This window comes from Salegentibacter sp. BLCTC (genome assembly GCF_015143665.1).
GTDB lineage: Bacteria > Bacteroidota > Bacteroidia > Flavobacteriales > Flavobacteriaceae > Salegentibacter > Salegentibacter maritimus.
In genome coordinates this window covers 180,987-199,461 of the sequence record NZ_WYEW01000002.1, presented here as the reverse complement: position 1 = coordinate 199,461, position 18,475 = coordinate 180,987, and the positions used below count along the sequence as shown (strand labels likewise).

At 36.2% G+C, this 18,475-nt stretch carries 16 protein-coding genes; 10 read left to right on the top strand and 6 right to left on the bottom strand.

The features are described from left to right. The first annotated feature begins 132 nt into the window (after nucleotides 1–132). Nucleotides 133–765 (top strand): hypothetical protein, encoded by a 633-nt coding sequence (locus GUB10_RS02975; protein ID WP_193709952.1) that lies wholly within the window; start codon nucleotides 133–135, stop codon nucleotides 763–765. 138 nt (nucleotides 766–903) lie between these two features. Here GUB10_RS02975 and GUB10_RS02970 read toward each other — a convergent pair whose 3' ends face one another. Together GUB10_RS02970 and GUB10_RS02965 are read right to left on the bottom strand one after the other, a co-directional pair. Beyond that, nucleotides 904–2,172 carry an NRAMP family divalent metal transporter gene (locus tag GUB10_RS02970; RefSeq protein ID WP_193709951.1) on the bottom strand — a complete coding sequence of 423 codons (1,269 nt, stop codon included), beginning with the start codon at nucleotides 2,170–2,172 and terminating at the stop codon, nucleotides 904–906. A 34-nt stretch (nucleotides 2,173–2,206) separates the two neighbouring features. Further along, nucleotides 2,207–2,842, bottom strand: coding sequence for an alpha/beta hydrolase (locus GUB10_RS02965; protein WP_193709950.1), 636 nt, complete (start codon nucleotides 2,840–2,842; stop codon nucleotides 2,207–2,209). Nucleotides 2,843–2,979: 137 nt separating this feature from the next. On the opposite strand from GUB10_RS02965, the gene GUB10_RS02960 reads away from it, so the two are divergent. The 5 genes from GUB10_RS02960 (at nucleotide 2,980) to GUB10_RS02940 (ending at nucleotide 7,891) form a co-directional block, all read left to right on the top strand. Beyond that, nucleotides 2,980–3,399 carry a PaaI family thioesterase gene (locus tag GUB10_RS02960; RefSeq protein ID WP_193710018.1) on the top strand — a complete coding sequence of 140 codons (420 nt, stop codon included), beginning with the start codon at nucleotides 2,980–2,982 and terminating at the stop codon, nucleotides 3,397–3,399. 3 nt (nucleotides 3,400–3,402) lie between these two features. Beyond that, the gene (locus GUB10_RS02955) at nucleotides 3,403–4,548 is read left to right on the top strand and encodes a chorismate-binding protein (RefSeq protein ID WP_193709949.1); all 1,146 of its coding nucleotides are present in this window, start codon (nucleotides 3,403–3,405) and stop codon (nucleotides 4,546–4,548) included. Nucleotides 4,549–4,797: 249 nt separating this feature from the next. Further along, nucleotides 4,798–6,531, top strand: a complete 1,734-nt coding sequence (gene menD, locus GUB10_RS02950; RefSeq protein WP_193709948.1) for a 2-succinyl-5-enolpyruvyl-6-hydroxy-3-cyclohexene-1-carboxylic-acid synthase — start codon at nucleotides 4,798–4,800, stop codon at nucleotides 6,529–6,531. A gap of 66 nt (nucleotides 6,532–6,597) precedes the next feature. Next, the gene (locus tag GUB10_RS02945) at nucleotides 6,598–6,942 is read left to right on the top strand and encodes a DUF2853 family protein (RefSeq protein WP_193709947.1); all 345 of its coding nucleotides are present in this window, start codon (nucleotides 6,598–6,600) and stop codon (nucleotides 6,940–6,942) included. A 112-nt stretch (nucleotides 6,943–7,054) separates the two neighbouring features. After that, nucleotides 7,055–7,891, top strand: coding sequence for a S1 RNA-binding domain-containing protein (locus GUB10_RS02940; protein WP_193709946.1), 837 nt, complete (start codon nucleotides 7,055–7,057; stop codon nucleotides 7,889–7,891). On the opposite strand, the gene GUB10_RS02935 is transcribed toward GUB10_RS02940, so the two are convergent. Beyond that, nucleotides 7,888–8,376: a hypothetical protein gene (locus GUB10_RS02935; RefSeq protein WP_193709945.1), complete on the bottom strand. Its 489-nt coding sequence runs from the start codon at nucleotides 8,374–8,376 to the stop codon at nucleotides 7,888–7,890. The genes GUB10_RS02940 and GUB10_RS02935 overlap by 4 nt on opposite strands. Before the next feature lie 105 nt (nucleotides 8,377–8,481). Between GUB10_RS02935 and GUB10_RS02930 the strand changes: the two genes are divergently transcribed. From GUB10_RS02930 to GUB10_RS02915, 4 genes are all read left to right on the top strand, one after another. Then, nucleotides 8,482–9,321, top strand: coding sequence for a 1,4-dihydroxy-2-naphthoyl-CoA synthase (locus tag GUB10_RS02930; protein ID WP_193709944.1), 840 nt, complete (start codon nucleotides 8,482–8,484; stop codon nucleotides 9,319–9,321). Further along, a complete protein-coding gene (locus GUB10_RS02925; protein ID WP_193709943.1) occupies nucleotides 9,309–9,836 on the top strand; it encodes a PH domain-containing protein in 528 nt (175 codons plus the stop codon). The genes GUB10_RS02930 and GUB10_RS02925 overlap by 13 nt, the downstream gene beginning before the upstream one ends. Beyond that, a complete protein-coding gene (locus tag GUB10_RS02920) occupies nucleotides 9,826–11,343 on the top strand; it encodes a PH domain-containing protein (protein ID WP_193709942.1) in 1,518 nt (505 codons plus the stop codon). The genes GUB10_RS02925 and GUB10_RS02920 overlap by 11 nt, the downstream gene beginning before the upstream one ends. 91 nt (nucleotides 11,344–11,434) lie before the next feature. Beyond that, nucleotides 11,435–11,983: a hypothetical protein gene (locus tag GUB10_RS02915; RefSeq protein WP_193709941.1), complete on the top strand. Its 549-nt coding sequence runs from the start codon at nucleotides 11,435–11,437 to the stop codon at nucleotides 11,981–11,983. Between the two features lie 207 nt (nucleotides 11,984–12,190). Here GUB10_RS02915 and GUB10_RS02910 read toward each other — a convergent pair whose 3' ends face one another. The 3 genes from GUB10_RS02910 to GUB10_RS02900 all read right to left on the bottom strand — a co-directional run bounded on the left by GUB10_RS02910 (nucleotide 12,191) and on the right by GUB10_RS02900 (nucleotide 18,471). After that, nucleotides 12,191–14,593 (bottom strand): thiamine pyrophosphate-dependent enzyme, encoded by a 2,403-nt coding sequence (locus GUB10_RS02910; protein WP_193709940.1) that lies wholly within the window; start codon nucleotides 14,591–14,593, stop codon nucleotides 12,191–12,193. Between the two features lie 301 nt (nucleotides 14,594–14,894). Then, nucleotides 14,895–17,708: a metalloprotease gene (locus GUB10_RS02905; protein WP_227740286.1), complete on the bottom strand. Its 2,814-nt coding sequence runs from the start codon at nucleotides 17,706–17,708 to the stop codon at nucleotides 14,895–14,897. Between the two features lie 73 nt (nucleotides 17,709–17,781). Then, entirely contained in the window at nucleotides 17,782–18,471 is a 690-nt protein-coding gene (locus tag GUB10_RS02900; protein WP_193709939.1) for a TIGR00730 family Rossman fold protein, read from the bottom strand. Nucleotides 18,472–18,475: the final 4 nt, after the last annotated feature.

The window sequence follows — 18,475 nt, the reverse complement described above, 5'->3', positions numbered from 1 at the left end:
CCTGTTTCGGGATCTTTAAAAATCGAGCTTAAATAATAATACCAAAAAGCGTAATCATTAATTTGATTGCGCTTTTTTTATTTTTAAACGCAACTTTTTAGGGATTTTGTATCTATTAAGAAATCGATTATTATGAAAATATCAATATTGTTTTTTACACTCGTTCTTTTTGTTTCCTGTAGTACTGACGACACTATTTCTACCAAAGGCTTTGAGCCAATTTCAGAAGAATATCCTTTTCATGACCTGGATCCCGGTATAGAAAACAATTATTGGGAGCTTGTATATGCTTTGGTAAACGGCCCGAATGATTTTAACGAAAAAATTATAGGTCAAAACGGAGTGCTATGTGCCAGTGAAGAAGACGATATGTGCAAGGAGGAGTTTAACAATTTAAAACCGGAATACGGTTTTGCTCCCAGTTGCTTACCGGGATTATGTTTTTATTATTTAAAATATCAAGCCGATAATGAAAACAACCTGGTTGCTTCTACAGACGATTTACTGCAATTTTTAGGTGCTATAAATACAAAGGAAGAGGCTTTGCTTTGGATTCGTGCAAACGATTATTATTATAGAATTAATGATATTGATGGCGGTGCTATAAAAGCTACAAATTCCAGTTTTGAACTTATAGTATTAAAAACTGTTAGTTATTGCACGCCAATTCAAACCAATAGGTATCACCTTAAGCTTACAGCTAATGGTGATATTGAAGTATTAAAAGAAAAAGTGTTTTCGGTTGATAAAAATTCCTGTGTTTAATTGGCACCGCCAAAGGATTTAATACCCCGGGGCTTGCCTCGAAATTAAAAAATTGTTTCCAACGAATGCCTCGTGGGCTTGCCAAGAGGTAGTTTACTTAAGGTGAACTTAGTGTGCAAGAATCATTTGATTAAAAAACTAAGTCAAAAAATTATAATATAAATACACAAAGTTAAAGGCCACTAAAAGCGCAAAACAAACTAAGCTGAAAATTTTATAATTTTTTCCCGGCCTATGTTTTTCCGGCATTTGTTCTCCGCTTACCAGTTTGTAATTAAACCAGGCCAGAAAGGGAGCTGAAAGAAATGAAAGTCCGGCAGCAAAATCTACCAAAATGGTAAATGATCCTGAAAGAAAATACAAAATTGAAAGTGAAAGAATAGGGATAATAAAGATAGAAACACAGTATACCTGCCATTTGCCTTTTTTATCTTCAGGTTTATCTTTTTCAGGATCTTTTAATTCTGAAATCACTCTTGGATAGGCATCAGTAACTGTTATAACCGTACTTAACATGGTAATAAAAGCAGCTGCCGATATTAAAGGTTTGCTCCATTCGCCAAGGGTCTTTCCGTATAAATCTACCAACTGACTTGAAAATTCTACACTGTTGCTGGAGAATGAAGTACCGCTGCCAAACATTACTAAAACTCCCAGTAAAAAGAAAAGTAAACCAATAAATGCGGCCGAAAGATATCCCAGGTTAAAATCGGCAAAAGCTCCTTTAACCGAAATTTTGTTTTTGTTCTGGCTGGCTTTTTCGCGAGTCCATATAGAATGCCACACCGAAGCATCTAGAGGAATAGGCATCCAGCCCATAAAAGCGATTATAAACCCCAGGCTTGCTGTTGTCCAAAGCGAAGGTGGCTGTGTGCTTATTGCATTATTTATAGTTTCGGGGCTAAAGGCCAGGATAACGGCAGCCAGGGTTGCAAGGGTTAATACCGTAACGATAATTTTCATGCTTTTATCGAGGCCGGGATATTTTCCTATTAAAAGCAGAGCGATACAGGCAATAAGAATAATTGCGCTCCATAGAAATGGCGGCCAACCAAAATTAAATAAACGCTCGGCTAAACCGGCAGTGACAATGGTTACTGCAGCTTGTATAATAAACATACTTCCTATGGTGATTAGGATATAAATCCAATAAGGGAATTTTCCGAGTTTTTTGTAGCCGGTAATTAAATGGTTTCCGGTACCTGCGGCAAAACGAGAACCAAATTCCAGAAATGGATATTTTGAAACACAAGCTATAATTAAAACCCAAATTAAGATAAAACCGTAATCGGCACCGGCCCTTGTGGCCTGTACTAAATGTGAAACACCAATTGCAGCCCCGGCTAACAAAAAGCCCGGCCCTATACTTTTTAGGATAGATTTTTTAGAAGTAATTTTTTGTTTCATTTAAAAGCTTTGAATGTGTAGCCGAAAAGTCAATTTAAGCAAATTCCGTTATAAGTGCAGTATTAAATTCGTGACCACCTTTGTAGGTTTTTATTTTAAAATTTTGTGGAAAAAGATCTTTTAATCGTTCTTTTTCCACTTTAATAATTCCGTTTTTCAGGTATTCATCTTCGGTTCCATAAATAAAACTGAAGTTAGTATTTTTTAAAAACTGAAAGCTTTCTCTTGTTAATTCGGCTGGAACTTTTCCTGAATGCATAATCAGTTCTTCGCAATTAATTTTACGGGAGGCTATCCAACGGGTTACCACCGAAACTCCTTGAGAATACCCCAAAATAATAAGCCTTGGTGCATTTTTAAGATTTTCGGCTGTATAAACCCCGTCTAAATAAGTTAGTACATTTTCTATTTCGGCCTCGGTTCTTTCTTTGGTAAGCCAGGAGGCACCTACGTGTTTATATTGGTTATTGAGATAATATTTGGATTGTGCCTGTGGGGCGATCACATAATTTTCTTCAGTATTTAAATGATAAAAATGCCGAAGAAAATAGCGACTCAAATAACCAATTCCGTGGCAAACCAGCCATACCGTTTTTGTTTTTTCAGTGAAATGGTTTAAAACACTATACGTATTGGTAATTTGATAAGAAAGCTCCTTTTCAATACTCATCTTTTAGGGCGGTTTTGTATTTTTACTCAATAATAAAGGCTTAAATGATTCGAAGCTTACTGCGAATCAAAAAAGATTTTTATAAAGTGCCTCTCGGTTTACCCGAGGTGGCCTGCAAAGAAACCAATCTTATTGCTATGACCAAAGAAGAACTTCTGGAGCTTTCTAAAAAAGTTTGTAAAAATACGCTTATGGAAACTCTTGAGATAGAGTTTACCGAGGTAGGAGAAGACTATTTAATCGCTAAAATGCCGGTTACTTCAAAAGTTCACCAGCCCGATGGTGTATTGCACGGTGGGGCCAGTGTGGCTTTGGCAGAGAGTGTAGGGAGTTTGGCAAGCTATGTTTTTTTGGATACCGATAAATTTTATGTTCGCGGGATTGAAGTTTCGGCCAATCACGTAAAAAGTATTTCAGAAGGTGTTGTTTATGCTAAAGCCAGCTTTGTTCATAAAGGCCGTACCACCCAACTTTTTGAAATAAAGGTTACCGATGAGGATAAAAACCTTATTTCTATCGTAAAACTTACTACCATAGCATTGCCTAAAAAGAAGTAGAAAATGAATAGCGAAGATTTTTTTATAAAATTAGAGATGCAAATTCGTAGTGGAAATCCATTTGTGGCATATAGAAATCCTAATGACAAAAATGGGTTGACAAGGGCTTTGCTTCAGGATTCAGATAAAACTTACCAAACATCATCTTATGAGGAAAGCGGTTTTGTTTTTGCCCCTTTTGAAAACCCTAAGAGTGCACTTTTTGTTCCTTCTGAAAGTGCAGAAAGTATTGCTACAGAATATTCGCCTACAACTTCGGCTATAGAAAAGCAGGAAGAGCAGCATTTTCCTCCCGAGTTAACCAATACTGAATCTAAAATACAGCACGAAGAATTGGTTCAGCAAGGAATTGAAGCTATTCAACAGGATGAATTTAAAAAAGTAGTGTTATCCCGAAAAGAAGACGTGCAAACACAACTTAATGCGGTTGAGATTTTTAAAAATCTACTCAAGAAATATGAGACTGCTTTTGTGTACTATTGGTTCCACCCCGAAACAGGAACCTGGTTGGGTGCCACGCCCGAAACCCTTTTAAATGTAGAGCGCAATAAGTTTAAAACCATGTCTCTTGCCGGAACGCAGGCATTTGCAGGAACAAGTAATGTAAATTGGGGAGAGAAAGAAATTGAAGAGCAACAAATTGTTACAGATTCTATCCTGGAAAACCTGCAGGATAAGGTTTCGGGCAAAATTTATAGATCTGAGCCCTATACTACCAAAGCTGGAAATTTATTGCATTTACAAACAGATATTCAGGGAATACTGGATTTGGAAAAATCTAAGCTTAAAAGTTTAATTTTAGCTTTGCATCCAACTCCCGCCGTATGCGGTCTTCCAAAGATAAAAGCACAAAGGTTTATTCTTAAAAGTGAAGGCTATAAGCGTGAGTTCTATTCTGGATTTTTGGGAGAAATGAATATGAAAAAAGAAGTTAAACGTAGCAGTAATCGAAGAAATCAGGAAAACCAGGCCTACGCGAGTGTTTTAAAGCATACTTCGTTATTTGTAAACCTTCGCTGTATGAAATTAGAAGCCGACAGGGCCAGCCTGTTTATTGGGGGCGGAATTACAAAAGATTCCAATCCTGTTGATGAATGGGAGGAGACGGTGAATAAGTCTCATACCATAAAATCTGTACTTGTTAAATAAGGGCAAAACTTTCTCTCAAAATGCTTTTGAAATTGTAATTTTGAGTTGATTATAATGACCAATTAGGTTTTAAATACTATAAGGTCTACTATAAACTTTCTCGTCATTCTAAATTTATTTCAGAATCTATGTAGTTATTCGGCTTAGAACCTGAAACAAGTTCAGGTTGACGTGATTAAAAATTTATGGCCTTCCAGGTTTTGGAACCTTGTACGGTTTTCATAAGACCTGCTTTTAAAAATAAACTTTGTGAAATATTCTAAAATACCTGTTGCAAGATCTATTGTAGCGCTATGCGTTGCTAAAAACATACATCACGTAGTAATTTCCCCCGGCTCCAGAAATGCTCCATTAACTATTGGCTTTACACATCATCCAAGTATTAAGCCTTACAGTATTGTAGATGAAAGATGTGCTGCTTTCTACGCCCTGGGAATGGCACAGCAGCTTCAAAAGCCTGTAGCGTTGGTTTGTACTTCGGGCTCTGCTTTGTTAAATTATTACCCGGCTATTGTAGAAGCTTTTTACAGCGATATTCCTTTGGTGATAATTTCGGCCGACAGGCCCGTAGAGCGTATAGATATTGGGGATGGTCAAACCATTAGGCAAAAAAACGTTTTTGAAAACCATATTCTGTATTCAGCAAATTTACACTCCGAATTGGTTTTGGATGCTGAAGCTACCGACAAAAAACTTCAGCAAAAGCAGTTTGAGTCTCAAAAGCACAATGAACGTGAAATAAATCTGGCACTTAACAAAGCGATAGAGGGGAAAGGGCCGGTTCATATTAATGTGCCATTTTATGAGCCCTTATATGATTTGGTGGAAAATGTGAACGTAAACCCATTGCAAATCTTACCTGAAATTGTAGAACGAAGCTATACCCAAAAACAGCTACAGGGCTATGCCGAGCTTTGGAATAAGGCAAAACGTAAAATGATAATAGTTGGGGTAGCACAACCCAATATTGTTGAGCAGGAATTTTTAGAAGTACTGGCCAGAGATGAGTCGGTTATTGTGCTTACCGAAACCACTTCCAATTTAAATCACCCCGATTTTTTCACAAGAATAGATACCCTAATTGGTCCTATAGAAAAAGATCGGGATAGTGAGGAACTGTTTAAAAAGCTTCAACCGGAAATCTTACTTACTTTTGGAGGCATGATTGTTTCTAAGAAGATTAAAGCCTTTTTAAGGAACTTTCAACCACAGCAACACTGGCATATTGATCCTAAGAAGGCATATAATACATTTTTTTGCTTAAATAAACATTTTGAGACCACAGTAAACTCTTTCTTTACTCATTTTTTTCCGCTAACAGATAAAGTTCAAAGCGATTATGGAACTTATTGGAAAGAAGTAAAAAGCCATCGGCAAGTGCGTCATGAGGAATATATGAATGAAATTCCTTATTCAGATTTGAAGGCTATGCAGGAGATTGTTCCACATGTGCCCGAAAATTATATGTTACACCTGGGCAATAGTTCTACCATTAGATATGCGCAATTATTTAAGTGGAAAGAAAGTTTACGTATTTTTTGTAATCGAGGCACCAGTGGGATAGACGGAAGCATTTCAACGGCAGTAGGAGCTGCGTGTGTAAAAGCTGAACCAACACTAATAATTTCTGGAGATCTTAGTTTTTTCTACGACAGTAACGCATTATGGAATAATTATATCCCTAAAAATTTTAGGATAATCGTTATAAATAATAGCGGTGGTGGAATTTTTAGGATCCTCCCCGGAAATAAGAATACCGATAATTTTGAAAAGTATTTTGAAACCACACACCAACTTCAGGCGAAACACCTGAGTGAAATGTATGGTTTTCAGTATAAAGCGGCTAAAAATTCTGAGGAGATACAAGAGCATCTTAAAGAATTTTTTAAACCTGCTGAAAAGCCAAAACTCCTGGAAATTTTTACGCCAAGAAAAATTAATGACGAGGTACTTTTGGAATATTTTAATTTTATGAAATCTTGAGCATTTTAATTTTTAAATATGGCTCTTTTGAGTAAATTAGTGAAGAATAACTAAAAACTATTAATTATGAGTACAAAAACCGATGAAAAGGTAGGTAAGTACATCCAGGATGTAAAAGATAAAACTGGAGAAAATCCCGATGTAGATTTATTGAGAAAAGTAACAGAATCTTGTGGTCCCAGTATTTTTAGAAGTGATGCCGAGACTGTTTCCAGTTCTTCAGAATCTGAAATGGAAACCGTGAAGCGTAATTTTCTTATTAAAAAATTAGGTTTAAAAGATGATGAAAAGCTGGATGTTGGTTTAAATGCCGTTATGGAAAAATACGGTAAATCTAATCGTAACAAATATCGTGCGGTGGTATATTACCTACTTACCAAACATTTTAAGAAAGAAAGTGTTTTTAAATAAACTTGATTTTAAAACTATATAGAAATCCGTTTTCCGAGTATGAAAACGGATTTTTTTTGTTTTGCAGAAAAGCCCGTAAATATAAAGTATCTTTGTTTCCAAAATATAGCTTATGCTTAGAATTGGCGAAAATCATACACTTCATATTGTAAGGGAAACCGAACCCGGATTATTTTTAACCGATGAAGATGGGAATGAAGTTTTACTTCCCAATAAATACATTCCCGAAACATTTGAAATAGGGGAGGAAATTGAAGTTTTTGTATACCTTGATCACGAAGAACGTCCGGTTGCAACCACTTTAGAACCCCTGGTGAAATTAGATGAATTCGCTTTTTTAAAATGCGTAGAGACTACAGAATTTGGTGCTTTTTTAGATTGGGGGCTGGAGAAACATCTTTTTGTACCCTTTAAAGAACAGGCTTACCCCATGAAAAAAGGTGGGCGTTACCTTGTATTTTGTTATTTAGATGAGGATACCAACCGTTTGGTTGCTTCCAGTAAAGTACATGCATTCCTGGATAATTCGTCCTTAACCGTAGCTCCTTTCGAAGAAGTAGATTTAATAATAAGCAATAAAAGCGATTTAGGCTATAATGTGATTATTAATCAACTGCATTTAGGTTTAATCTATCATGACGATGTTTTTCAGGAAATAAACGTAGGGGATGAAATGCGCGGATTTATTAAGAAAACACGTGCTGATGGTAAAATTGACGTAAGTTTACAAAGGCCGGGTTATAGAAGTATTGAGCCAAATGCCCAACTTATTCTAGATAAGCTGAAACAAAATGATGGCTACTTAAACCTTACCGATAAGTCTTCTCCCGAAGCTGTTCACGGTCAATTGGGAATTAGTAAAAAGAGTTTTAAACGTGCTGCCGGTACGCTTTATAAGCAAAGAAAAATAGAGATTAAGGATAACGGCCTTTATCTTAAAGAAGACTAATAATAACGGCCCCGAGGCGCATAATAGTAAGAGCCGTAATACATTCGGCGCTGGTGTTGCCTATGTAAGGCATTTTGATAAATTCGCTGGTTTTGATAATAAGGATTTGAGTTAAGCGCATCGTTATACACTTCATCATTATCTCTAAGCCTATAATTATTAGAAATTTCGAAAGCTTTCTTTTTCTGAGTAGTTGTAGGTAAAGGTGTTCCAATATCTACGCTGCGTTTTTTCATATTGCGTTGCTGCTCAAGAATTCCTACCATATCTACGGTAGCACGCTTATTTTGGTCTACATTTAGAAATTCTCCACTGGGAAGATCAAAATCCCCCTGAAAAAATTGTTGCCCAAAACTTAGATCGCTCCAGGCGGGTTCAATGCTATAATTGCTAATTTCAAAATCGGCCATGTCCCAGTATTCCTGAGAAAAAACAGGTGTTATACTTAAAAAAAATGTGCTTATAAGGAGTAAACGAAATTTCATTATCAGGGCTTTTGTTTTAGTATAGCAAAAACAATGCAAATCTATTTGCTCTACAAAGATATTAAGATAATTTGAAAAGCTTATTTTTGGATAAAATAAAGAATTATGAGTGAAATTAATTGGAAAACTGTAAAAGAATACGAAGATATTACTTATAAAAAAGCCGGAGGTGTTGCCCGAATTGCCTTTAACCGTCCGGAAGTTAGAAATGCGTTTAGACCTAAAACTACATCAGAGCTTTTAGACGCTTTTCACGATGCGCATGAAGATACCACAATTGGCTGTGTATTACTTTCAGCTGAAGGCCCTTCTTCTAAAGATGGAAAATGGGCTTTTTGTAGTGGTGGAGATCAAAAAGCACGTGGTCATCAAGGCTACGTTGGGGAAGACGGCTATCACAGGTTAAATATACTGGAAGTACAGCGTTTAATAAGGTTTATGCCTAAAGCTGTAATTTGTGTTGTGCCCGGTTGGGCTGTTGGCGGTGGGCATAGCCTGCATGTGGTTTGCGACCTAACACTGGCCAGTAAAGAACACGCTATTTTTAAACAAACCGATGCTGACGTAACGAGTTTTGATGCGGGTTATGGATCGGCATATTTAGCAAAAATGGTAGGCCAGAAGAAAGCTCGCGAAATCTTTTTCCTGGGAAGAAATTATTCGGCACAAGAGGCTTACGAAATGGGCATGGTAAATGCCGTGATTCCTCATGATGAGCTGGAGGATACGGCTTATGAATGGGCCCAGGAAATTATGGCTAAATCGCCAACTTCTATAAAAATGTTGAAATACGCGATGAATATGACTGATGACGGAATGGTTGGCCAGCAGGTTTTTGCCGGAGAAGTAACCCGTCTTGCTTATATGACCGACGAAGCCAAGGAGGGGCGCGATGCCTTTTTAGAGAAAAGAAAACCCAATTTTGATAAAAAATGGATTCCTTAGGTAAAGATTTTAGTAACGATCAGATTGATTTAGCCTCTTTACCCAAATATGAGTCGGTAGCTTATTCTTCTGTTTCGTCTACATACCTTATAAAAATGAATATTCAGACGGGCATATTTATGCTCGTCTTGTTTACTATACTTGGTGTTTTATGGTTTTTTCAACTAAACCAGTGGCAAACAGGCATCCTTTTAGCTGTTGTTATAGCCGCCTTTATTTTTAGATTTTGGAATAATTATAAATTGTTACAAAGCCTGGGCTATGCCGTACGGGAAAAGGATATCGTTTATAAGCGTGGTTTTATCTTTAATAAAACAACAATAGTTCCGTTTAACAGGGTACAACATGTTTCAATTTCAAGGGGAGTTTGGGATAAGATCCTGGGTATTTCTAACCTTAATATTTTTACGGCGGGAGGAAGCGGAAGTGATATTACGATTCCTGGCCTTGATCCAAAAATGGCATTGCAGCTAAAAGAAGCCCTTGCGGTTAAGATTTCTAAAGATGAATTCTAAAGCCTATCATACTGCACAAAGACAATCTATAGCCGGAATTTTACTCATCTTCATTTCCAGTCTCTATAAACTTGTAAAAATATTTTGGGCTATGGGTGCTTACTTATTGTTGAGCGGCTCTAGCAAAACTACTTTAATTTATACAGGCATAGGCTTGGTGGTATTGATGGGTTTAACTTTAATCTACAGTTATGTCTATTACCTTAAATTCATTTTCTATATTGATTATGAACGTGAGGAATTCGTATTGGAAAAGGGAATTTTTTCTACTGAAAATTCAGCGATTCCTTTTGATAAGATTCAACAGGTATATTTTAAACGTTCTATCCTTCAGCGGATAATCAATGTTTATAGCCTGGTTATAGATACCGCCGGAAGTAACCAACAGGAGGTAGAAATACAAGCTATTTCAGAAAATGATGCGAATAGACTTTCAGAAATTCTTTTAAAAGCTAAATCTGAAAAAGTAGAAGCAAATCAAATAGATAAAAAAAGAGTAGAGGCCGAAGATCGTGAAATTTGGACGCATAAAGTTGGTATTCTAAGCCTTTTAAAAATAGGAATAAGCACAAATTATCTACGTGGGCTATCGCTGGTTGTTGCCTTTGTGATGGGAATTTATAACCGGGCCAACACTTACTTTAAAGATCGCCTGGATGATGTTGAAGTTTATGTAGATCAATTTTCGGGGGTGCTTCAGTCTATTGGATATAGTGCCTTGCTTTTTGTGTTGCTTTTAATATTAAGTATAGGCATTACCATTATTGAGGTTTTTATTAAATATTATGGACTTAAAGTTCGGCAAACAAGGGAAAAGCTTGAAGTGGAGATGGGTTTAAAAACCAATACAAAGGTATCGCTTCAACCCAGAAGGCTTCAATTAATGCGGATAACCACCAATCCGGTACAGCAGCGGCTTAACCTTTATGAGGCTCAAATTTCGTTATCAAGCAGTGAAAATGAACTTCAGAAGAATAAAATAAAGATTCCGGGTCTTGGAAAGCAAATTGTAGAGAAGATAAAGTCTTTTTTATACAGTGAATCTTCCCATACTAATTTTAAAACTGTTTTTAAACCTGATAATTTATTACTCTTTCGAAAGATTTTATTGAGTATGGTGCCGATATTAATCTTTCTTTATATCTGGTATTTTACCGATTTTGTAGACTTTAAATTATGGGCTGTGCTAATGTTGGTAGGCGTGTATATATTGATAGCAATAACATTACAAATACTGGCATTTAGGGCTAGAAAATTAATTTTTACCGAAGATTTTTTACAAAAGAAAAAAGGCTTTTGGAACAAAACTGAAGAAACCCTTCAATTGTTTAAAATACAATCTATAAGTGTGCAGCAACCTATTTGGTATCGCAGAAGAAACCTGGTGAATGTTGTTTTTCATACCGCCGGTGGTGATCTTAAGTTTTATGCTGTTAGCAAAGACATTTTGCAATACATAAATTATGTCTTATATAAAGCTGAAGTTAGTAAGCGAAACTGGATGTAGCATCTCACGACACAGCGAAATTAGTTTTTAAATAACAACGCAACCAATTATAGGCTTCCGCATCTATTATTTATAAATTAAAAATTAAGCTATGAGAGTTCTAAATTATTTATTCGTTTTTACGCTAAGCCTTTTTATGTTATCATGTTCAGGTAGTCGTTTAGAAATAGGGGAAACCAGCGGTAAAAGTGGAATTAATTACAGTGATAGTAAAGATTTATGGAAGAAATTAAAATCTGAAAATGAAGATAGTTATAGCTATACGGTAAATTCGATTTCCTGGACAGGTAATGGAAGTAGAACGCATATAAGTGTAAAAGATGGTACGGTAATTAGAAGGGAATATACGTATTACAAACAAGATAGAAATGAAGATGGCGAACCCATAGAAATAGCAATCGAATCTTATATAGAAACTGGAGAAGAAATTGGTAACAATGCTGAAGGTTTCGACCCTTTGCTTATAGATGAATTGTACGAAACCTGTTTTTCGGAGTATTTAAATGTAAATCGGGAAGAGAATACAATCTATTTTGATACCGATGAAAATGGAATTATTTCTAATTGTGGTTTTGTTGAAAAAGGCTGTGTAGACGATTGTTTTATTGGGTTTAGAATAAGTGAGTTTAAATGGCTTTAAACCTGGAAAGTATTAGAAGTACAAAGTGGCTATCCTATTCTGAAAACTTCCGGAATTATTTTAGGATATGATTGTTTTGAAAATTGAAGTAGTAAATTATTTTAGGCCAAGCCTTGGGGTATTATGACCTTTGGGGGTACTAATAAAAAATCCCCAATCTCTCTTTAGATTGGGGATTTGTATTTTAAGATATTACATAAGTTCCTTCTATTTTATAGCCGAAAATTCTTCAGGATTTACCTCATTAAAAATTGCATAAACCTTTTCAAAAATATCTTCTGCCGAAGGTTTGCTAAAGTAATCACCATCGGTTCCATAGGCCGGCCTATGTTCTTTAGCAGTAAGGGTTTGCGGTTTACTGTCTAGATATCTCCAGGCGTTTTGTTCGTTTAAAACCTTATCCAGGATAAATGCAGAAGCCCCTCCCGGTACATCTTCATCTATAATTAATAATCGATTGGTTTTTTCAACGCTCTTTACAATATCGTGCTCAAGGTCTAACGGTAGTAAAGACTGTACATCAATCACCTCGGCATCAATCCCAAATTCGCTTAATTCTTCAGCCACCTGGGCAACAATTCTTAGCGTAGAGCCGTAAGAGACCAAAGTGATATCGCCACCTTCTCTTATTGTTTCAACTTTTCCTATGGGGGTTCTAAGTTCAGAGAGGTTGCCTGGCTTTTTCTCTTTTAGTCGGTAGCCATTTAAGCATTCTACTAATAAAGCCGGTGTATCCTGTTCTAACAGGCTATTGTAGAACCCTGCTGCTTTGGTCATATTTCTTGGTACTAAAACATACATACCTCTTATGAGGTTTAAAATACCGCCCATTTGTGAGCCACTATGCCAAATACCTTCCAGACGATGGCCTCTTGTTCGTATAATTAAAGGGGCTTTTTGTTTACCTTTGGTTCTATAGTGCAAAGTAGCAAGATCGTCACTCATACCTTGTAAAGCATACATCACATAATCCAGATACTGGATTTCGGCAATAGGTCTAAGGCCTCTCATTGCCATTCCAATTCCCTGTCCGAGAATAGTAGCCTCACGAATACCAACATCTGCAACACGTAATTTACCATATTTCTTTTGCAGTCCTTCCAGCCCCTGATTTACATCACCAATTTCTCCGGCATCTTCTCCAAAAATTAAGGTTTCAGGTTTGTTCTCAAATATTTGATCGAAATTATCACGTAAAATAATTCTTGCATCTACTTCAGGGGAATCATCGTTATACTCCGGTAAAACTTCGTTCTGAAGATTTTTAGCTGCTGCGTGTAAGTGGCTGCTGTAATCATCAGTCATAGCCTTATTGAATTCATTTAACCATTCAATAAGTTTAGACTTCTCTTCAGATGTCTCTTTTCTAACGATTCTTAAAGTTTTTCTTGCAGCAATGGCAAGGTCTTTTTTAAGAGGTTCTTTATTGGCTTTTAGGTCTTTGGCCAATGTAATAACCGCATCGTTCTCTTCGGTATTTTTAGCTAGTTTAGCAAGTATAGCCAGTAGCTCTTTTTGTTTGTTTTTGGTAGGGAGTATGTAATTATTCCAGGCCGTTTTTTTGCCTTCTCTAACTTCACGTTTTATGTCTTTTTCTATTTCCTCCAGTTCCTCATTTGTACTAATATTGTTTTCAAGAATCCATTCCCTAAACTTAGCATTACAGTCGTATTCGCGCTCCCAGGAAAGGCGTTTTTCATCTTTATAGCGTTCGTGCGATCCTGAGGTAGAATGGCCTTGCGGTTGTGTCAGTTCTATCACGTGAATAAGAACCGGGCAATGTTCTTTACGAGCTATTTTTTCAGCTTTCTCGTAGGCTTCAATAAGAGCGACATAATCCCATCCTTTTACCACAATTATTTCAAAACCTTTATTGTCTTCGTCTCTTTGAAAGCCTTTTACGATTTCTGAAATACTTTCTTTTGTAGTTTGGTGGGCTGCGTGTACCGAGATTCCATATTCATCGTCCCAAACACTTAGCACCATGGGTACTTGCAGTACACCGGCGGCATTAAGGGTTTCCCAGAAATGACCTTCACTTGTACTGGCATTTCCTATGGTTCCCCAGGCAATTTCATTTCCCTGATCTGAAAATTTTTCAGAGGAAATTCCTTTTACGTTTCTATATATTTTAGATGCTTGCGCCAGGCCTAAAAGTCTCGGCATTTGGCCTGCGGTAGGAGAGATATCGGCACTGGAGTTTTTTTGCTCCATTAGGTTTTTCCAACTACCGTCTTCCTGGAGGCTATGTGTGGTAAAATGGCCTCCCATTTGTCTGCCGCCAGACATAGGTTCATTTTCCAGGTTACAATCAGCATATAAGCCGGCAAAGAACTGTTCTATGCTAAACTCATTAATGGCCATCATAAAGGTCTGGTCTCTGTAATAACCAGATCTAAAATCACCATTTTTAAAAGCTTTGGCCATGGCTAATTGTGGCACTTCTTTTCCATCGCCGAAAATACCGAATTTAGCTTTTCCGGTAAGGACCTCGCGTCTACCCAGTAGACTGCATTCGCGGCTGGTAACGGCAACTTTATAATCTGCCATTACCTGGGCCTTAAAATCCTCAAATGAAATTGAATCTTTAGTTTGTGTTTCGCTTTGCATGAACGTTATTTTGAATCCCTAATAGCGGGTTTAATACTTCAAAGGTTACCCTCGAATTTTATATGTACTTTCTCAAATTAATACCTTAAAGGCAGGGCCTAAGGTTCTTGATGAACAACAAATGTAACGAAAACTTAGATTGTACACAATTCATTAAAATCAAAATATTTTAAGAAAAGTGTATTCAAAGGGCTTTTTGTTGTTTTTATTTTAATAAAATGTCTGAAATATTGTGATATGATGGTTTTTATGCAATAAGGGTGGGGAAAGCTAAGAATTAAGTAAGGCCATTAAAAATTTGTTAATACCAACGTCGGGTAAAAAGTTTTATTAGTGTGTTAATGTCCAAAGAGACAATAAACCTTATTTTTTGATCGTAATTTTCCTGGGCAACTTCCCAACCTAAATTGGAGTAGACCGGAAAGAATATCTCAAAATAGTCATCGACCAGGCTTAGCCTAACTCCCGAGTCATATAAAAACTTAGCATTTTGATGTTGATTTTTTACCAAACCTACATCTCCATAAATAAAGAACCATTTGTATAGATTGGTACTCGCATTTAAAGTGGTAAGCCATTGATTGGCATATTCGGGTTGTAATTGCGATTTAAAACCACCTTCAGCTACAATAATTTGCTGACTAAACAGACCGGACCCCTGACTTCTTCCATAATAATTATAATCAAAAAGATAATCTGTAGGCCTGTCTAAAGCAAAACTAAAGTAGTTTGTTTCCATAGCATCGCTATAGAGAAATGTTCCGGTAAAAAAACGTAAATTAATTTGACGATTATTCTTAAATAATTTTCTATACTCAAGACTCATTGAGATTTTACTAAACTTTTCTGCCAATTGAAAATCGAAAGAGGCCGAGTAATAATCTACCAGATGCGGTTTGCTGTAACGATAGTTTATGTTAAACACATTATAATTAGGTTCTTCTAAATCCCGGCTGGGGTCCATATCCCGCCTTACATTTACATTTCTAATGAGAAGATTTTGGCGTTCGTTATCGCGTAGGTATTTATTTCTAAAGGAAAAATTAATAAAAGGGGTATATTTTTGATAGAATAAATTATAGCCATAAGAATAACGTGTTCCCCCAATACCATATGTAATGGCATAAAGTTCTTTGTTTGCAAATTGATGCCTGTTGGTAATCGAAGCCGAACCAACAATGGTCTCACTGTTAAATCCGTATTTTGGGGAAATATTAAAATTGAAGTTTTTTGATAGCACCGTTTTGTTATACAATTTAGGCCCAATAGAAATGCCATCATATAGGTTATAATTAAATTCTGGCATAAAAAACAACTGCGAATATCTTGGATCTTCAATATCCTGAAGTAGCCTTATTTGTAATGGCTTATTGAAAAGTTTAGTTACAGCTTTGTAGTTGTCCCGCTGATTAAATTCCGGTATTTTTTGTTCATAATTTAAAGCTAGTCTATCTACATCCTGCCTGGCAATTTCAACAGTTTTAGTCTTATCAATATTTTCAATCCATTTTTTAAAAACAATTTCTCCGTTTTTTAATCCGTATAGCGAAACAGGAAAATTACTTTTTCTCTTATTTCTAATAGTAACCCGAAGAGAGTCTTGGGTTTTATATAGTTTTTCTATACTGAAATCTATTTTTTTATTTGTATTTACATAGTCCTTAAAGAACCAGGAGATATCTTTCGTGGCATAATTTTCTAAAATTTGCTGAAAATCTTCAGAAGAAGTGGGCTGCATATTATGCTGTAGGTAAAAGTCTTTAACTGCTTTGGTAACTTTTTTATTCCCAAGGAAATCTTCTACATATTTTAATCCAATACCGGCTTTATAGGAGTTTGCAATATTTTTATTGAATTTCACCAGTGAATCCTGGGCAGAACTTAAAGCTTGGTCTAAATTCATTCTGGCCATATTCATATAAAGAAATTGGTATTGGTCATTAAACTCTAAATCGGCAGCGTGGAACCATCGCACCCCAATAATGTTGCTTAAATTCCCCAAAAGTTTCATATGTGGGTAATACTCGTTCACATAATCTATCAATAAGGAAACCAGAATAGCATCATGTACCCACTGCTCTTTACGGGGGTTAATATGAATAGAATTCTCAAGCATGTAGTTGGTAATGGTTTTAAATTGCTTTATGTCATATTGAAAACCATCGGGAAAAGGGCGAATAAAACCCGGTAATTGATTTAAACCATAGATGGGACTATTTAAGTAATCGTCACGGGTTACAAATATCTTTTTATGTGGATATTCTCCTAATTTTTTTTCATAAAAATTCAGGATGCGATCTAGTAATATGCTTTTTATTTCGGGCTGAAGTTCGTCATCATCTACATTGGTGACTACTTCATAATCTTTGGTCGCCAAAGATTCAAATATAAAAGATCTCGTGAGGTAAAGTTTGCTATCTAATTGATCTGTACCTGAAAGTTTAACCTTTTTTTGACCGTTTATAGTATTTACGCCCTTAAGGTTTAGGGCAGATCCTACATAATATTTAGGTGGTATGCTAAGTTCTATTTCAACATCGTGAAGTGCATTATACTGGTCTCCTAAATTTTTATGGCTGTATACCTGCCATTTTCCATCTTCATATACGCCGGGTGTAAAATACCAATATCTAAGTTTGTAATTGTTATCTGAATCTACTCCGTAGCGCGTAAACTTATCTATAGGAATTTTAACGTGATAATCTAACTTAACTGCTATGCTCTGCCCGGGAAGTAAAGCTTTATCCAGGTTTATTTTAACAAGATCCTGAGCTTGTTCTGGCCTTTCCCATTTTAAACTATCGTTTTGAGCATCGGTGATATTATTAATAAATGTTGCGCCACGCTCTTCGGCTTTGGCAAATCTAAATCGCCTGGCAAATTCTTCGGCAAAGCGTTTTGCCAATGGGGTATTTTTTGCACTAAAAGCATTCGCCCAGTCATTAAGATAAATATGGCTAAGCGAATCTTTACTGGAGTTGGTATAAACCAATTCCTGTTGTATTGTGAGAATATGGGTACTATCGTTTAAATGGGCTTTTAAAGAGATGGAGTTTTGAGCAAAACCCCATCCAATTGCCACGAAAAACAATAGATAAAATAGATAAAACCTCAAGCGGAGTATATTTAGTGTAAAAAGAATTGCGACTTAAATATACTCAAAGTTTTTATCCCCACTAAAGAATTAATTAAAAGTTAGGACTCAGGTTATACTCTCCGTAGAAGTCGTTCAGGATTTCAATCACTTCATCTTCGGTATCTACTACCATAACCAAATCCATATCGGGCGCACTTATGTTTTGAAATTCATCTAAAAGGGTATTTTGAACCCATTCTACCAATCCGCTCCAAAAACTTCTTCCTACCAAAATAATAGGAAATTTATCAATTTTATGGGTTTGAATAAGGGTAATAGCTTCAAAAAGCTCATCTAGAGTGCCAAATCCACCTGGCATAACCACAAACCCCTGCGAATATTTTACAAACATTACTTTTCTAACAAAGAAGTAATCAAAATCCAGGCTTTTATCGTTATCTATATATGGGTTATCGTGTTGTTCAAAAGGCAAATCTATATTTAGTCCTACAGAAGTTCCTCCGCCAAGATGGGCTCCTTTATTTCCTGCCTCCATAATTCCGGGGCCTCCACCGGTAATAACGCCATAACCGTTTTCCACTATTTTCTTGGAAATTTTTTCGGTTAATTTGTAATATTTTTGGTCTGGTTTAGTTCTTGCGGAACCAAAAATTGAGACACAAGGGCCAATTTGACTTAACTTTTCATAGCCATTTACAAATTCGCCCATTATTTTAAAGATGGCCCAGGAATCGTTTGTTTTTATTTCGTTCCAGGCTTTATTTTGTCGGTTATTTCTCATAGTA

Excerpts from the sequence above, each read along its gene's own strand:
- GUB10_RS02975 (WP_193709952.1), top strand. The coding sequence starts at position 133 with ATGAAAATATCAATATTGTTTTTTACACTCGTTCTTTTTGTTTCCTGT.
- GUB10_RS02970 (WP_193709951.1), bottom strand. The coding sequence starts at position 2,172 with ATGAAACAAAAAATTACTTCTAAAAAATCTATCCTAAAAAGTATAGGG.
- GUB10_RS02965 (WP_193709950.1), bottom strand. The coding sequence starts at position 2,842 with ATGAGTATTGAAAAGGAGCTTTCTTATCAAATTACCAATACGTATAGT.
- GUB10_RS02960 (WP_193710018.1), top strand. The coding sequence starts at position 2,980 with ATGACCAAAGAAGAACTTCTGGAGCTTTCTAAAAAAGTTTGTAAAAAT.
- GUB10_RS02955 (WP_193709949.1), top strand. The coding sequence starts at position 3,403 with ATGAATAGCGAAGATTTTTTTATAAAATTAGAGATGCAAATTCGTAGT.
- GUB10_RS02945 (WP_193709947.1), top strand. The coding sequence starts at position 6,598 with ATGAGTACAAAAACCGATGAAAAGGTAGGTAAGTACATCCAGGATGTA.
- GUB10_RS02940 (WP_193709946.1), top strand. The coding sequence starts at position 7,055 with ATGCTTAGAATTGGCGAAAATCATACACTTCATATTGTAAGGGAAACC.
- GUB10_RS02935 (WP_193709945.1), bottom strand. The coding sequence starts at position 8,376 with ATGAAATTTCGTTTACTCCTTATAAGCACATTTTTTTTAAGTATAACA.
- GUB10_RS02930 (WP_193709944.1), top strand. The coding sequence starts at position 8,482 with ATGAGTGAAATTAATTGGAAAACTGTAAAAGAATACGAAGATATTACT.
- GUB10_RS02925 (WP_193709943.1), top strand. The coding sequence starts at position 9,309 with ATGGATTCCTTAGGTAAAGATTTTAGTAACGATCAGATTGATTTAGCC.
- GUB10_RS02920 (WP_193709942.1), top strand. The coding sequence starts at position 9,826 with ATGAATTCTAAAGCCTATCATACTGCACAAAGACAATCTATAGCCGGA.
- GUB10_RS02915 (WP_193709941.1), top strand. The coding sequence starts at position 11,435 with ATGAGAGTTCTAAATTATTTATTCGTTTTTACGCTAAGCCTTTTTATG.
- GUB10_RS02910 (WP_193709940.1), bottom strand. The coding sequence starts at position 14,593 with ATGCAAAGCGAAACACAAACTAAAGATTCAATTTCATTTGAGGATTTT.
- GUB10_RS02900 (WP_193709939.1), bottom strand. The coding sequence starts at position 18,471 with ATGAGAAATAACCGACAAAATAAAGCCTGGAACGAAATAAAAACAAAC.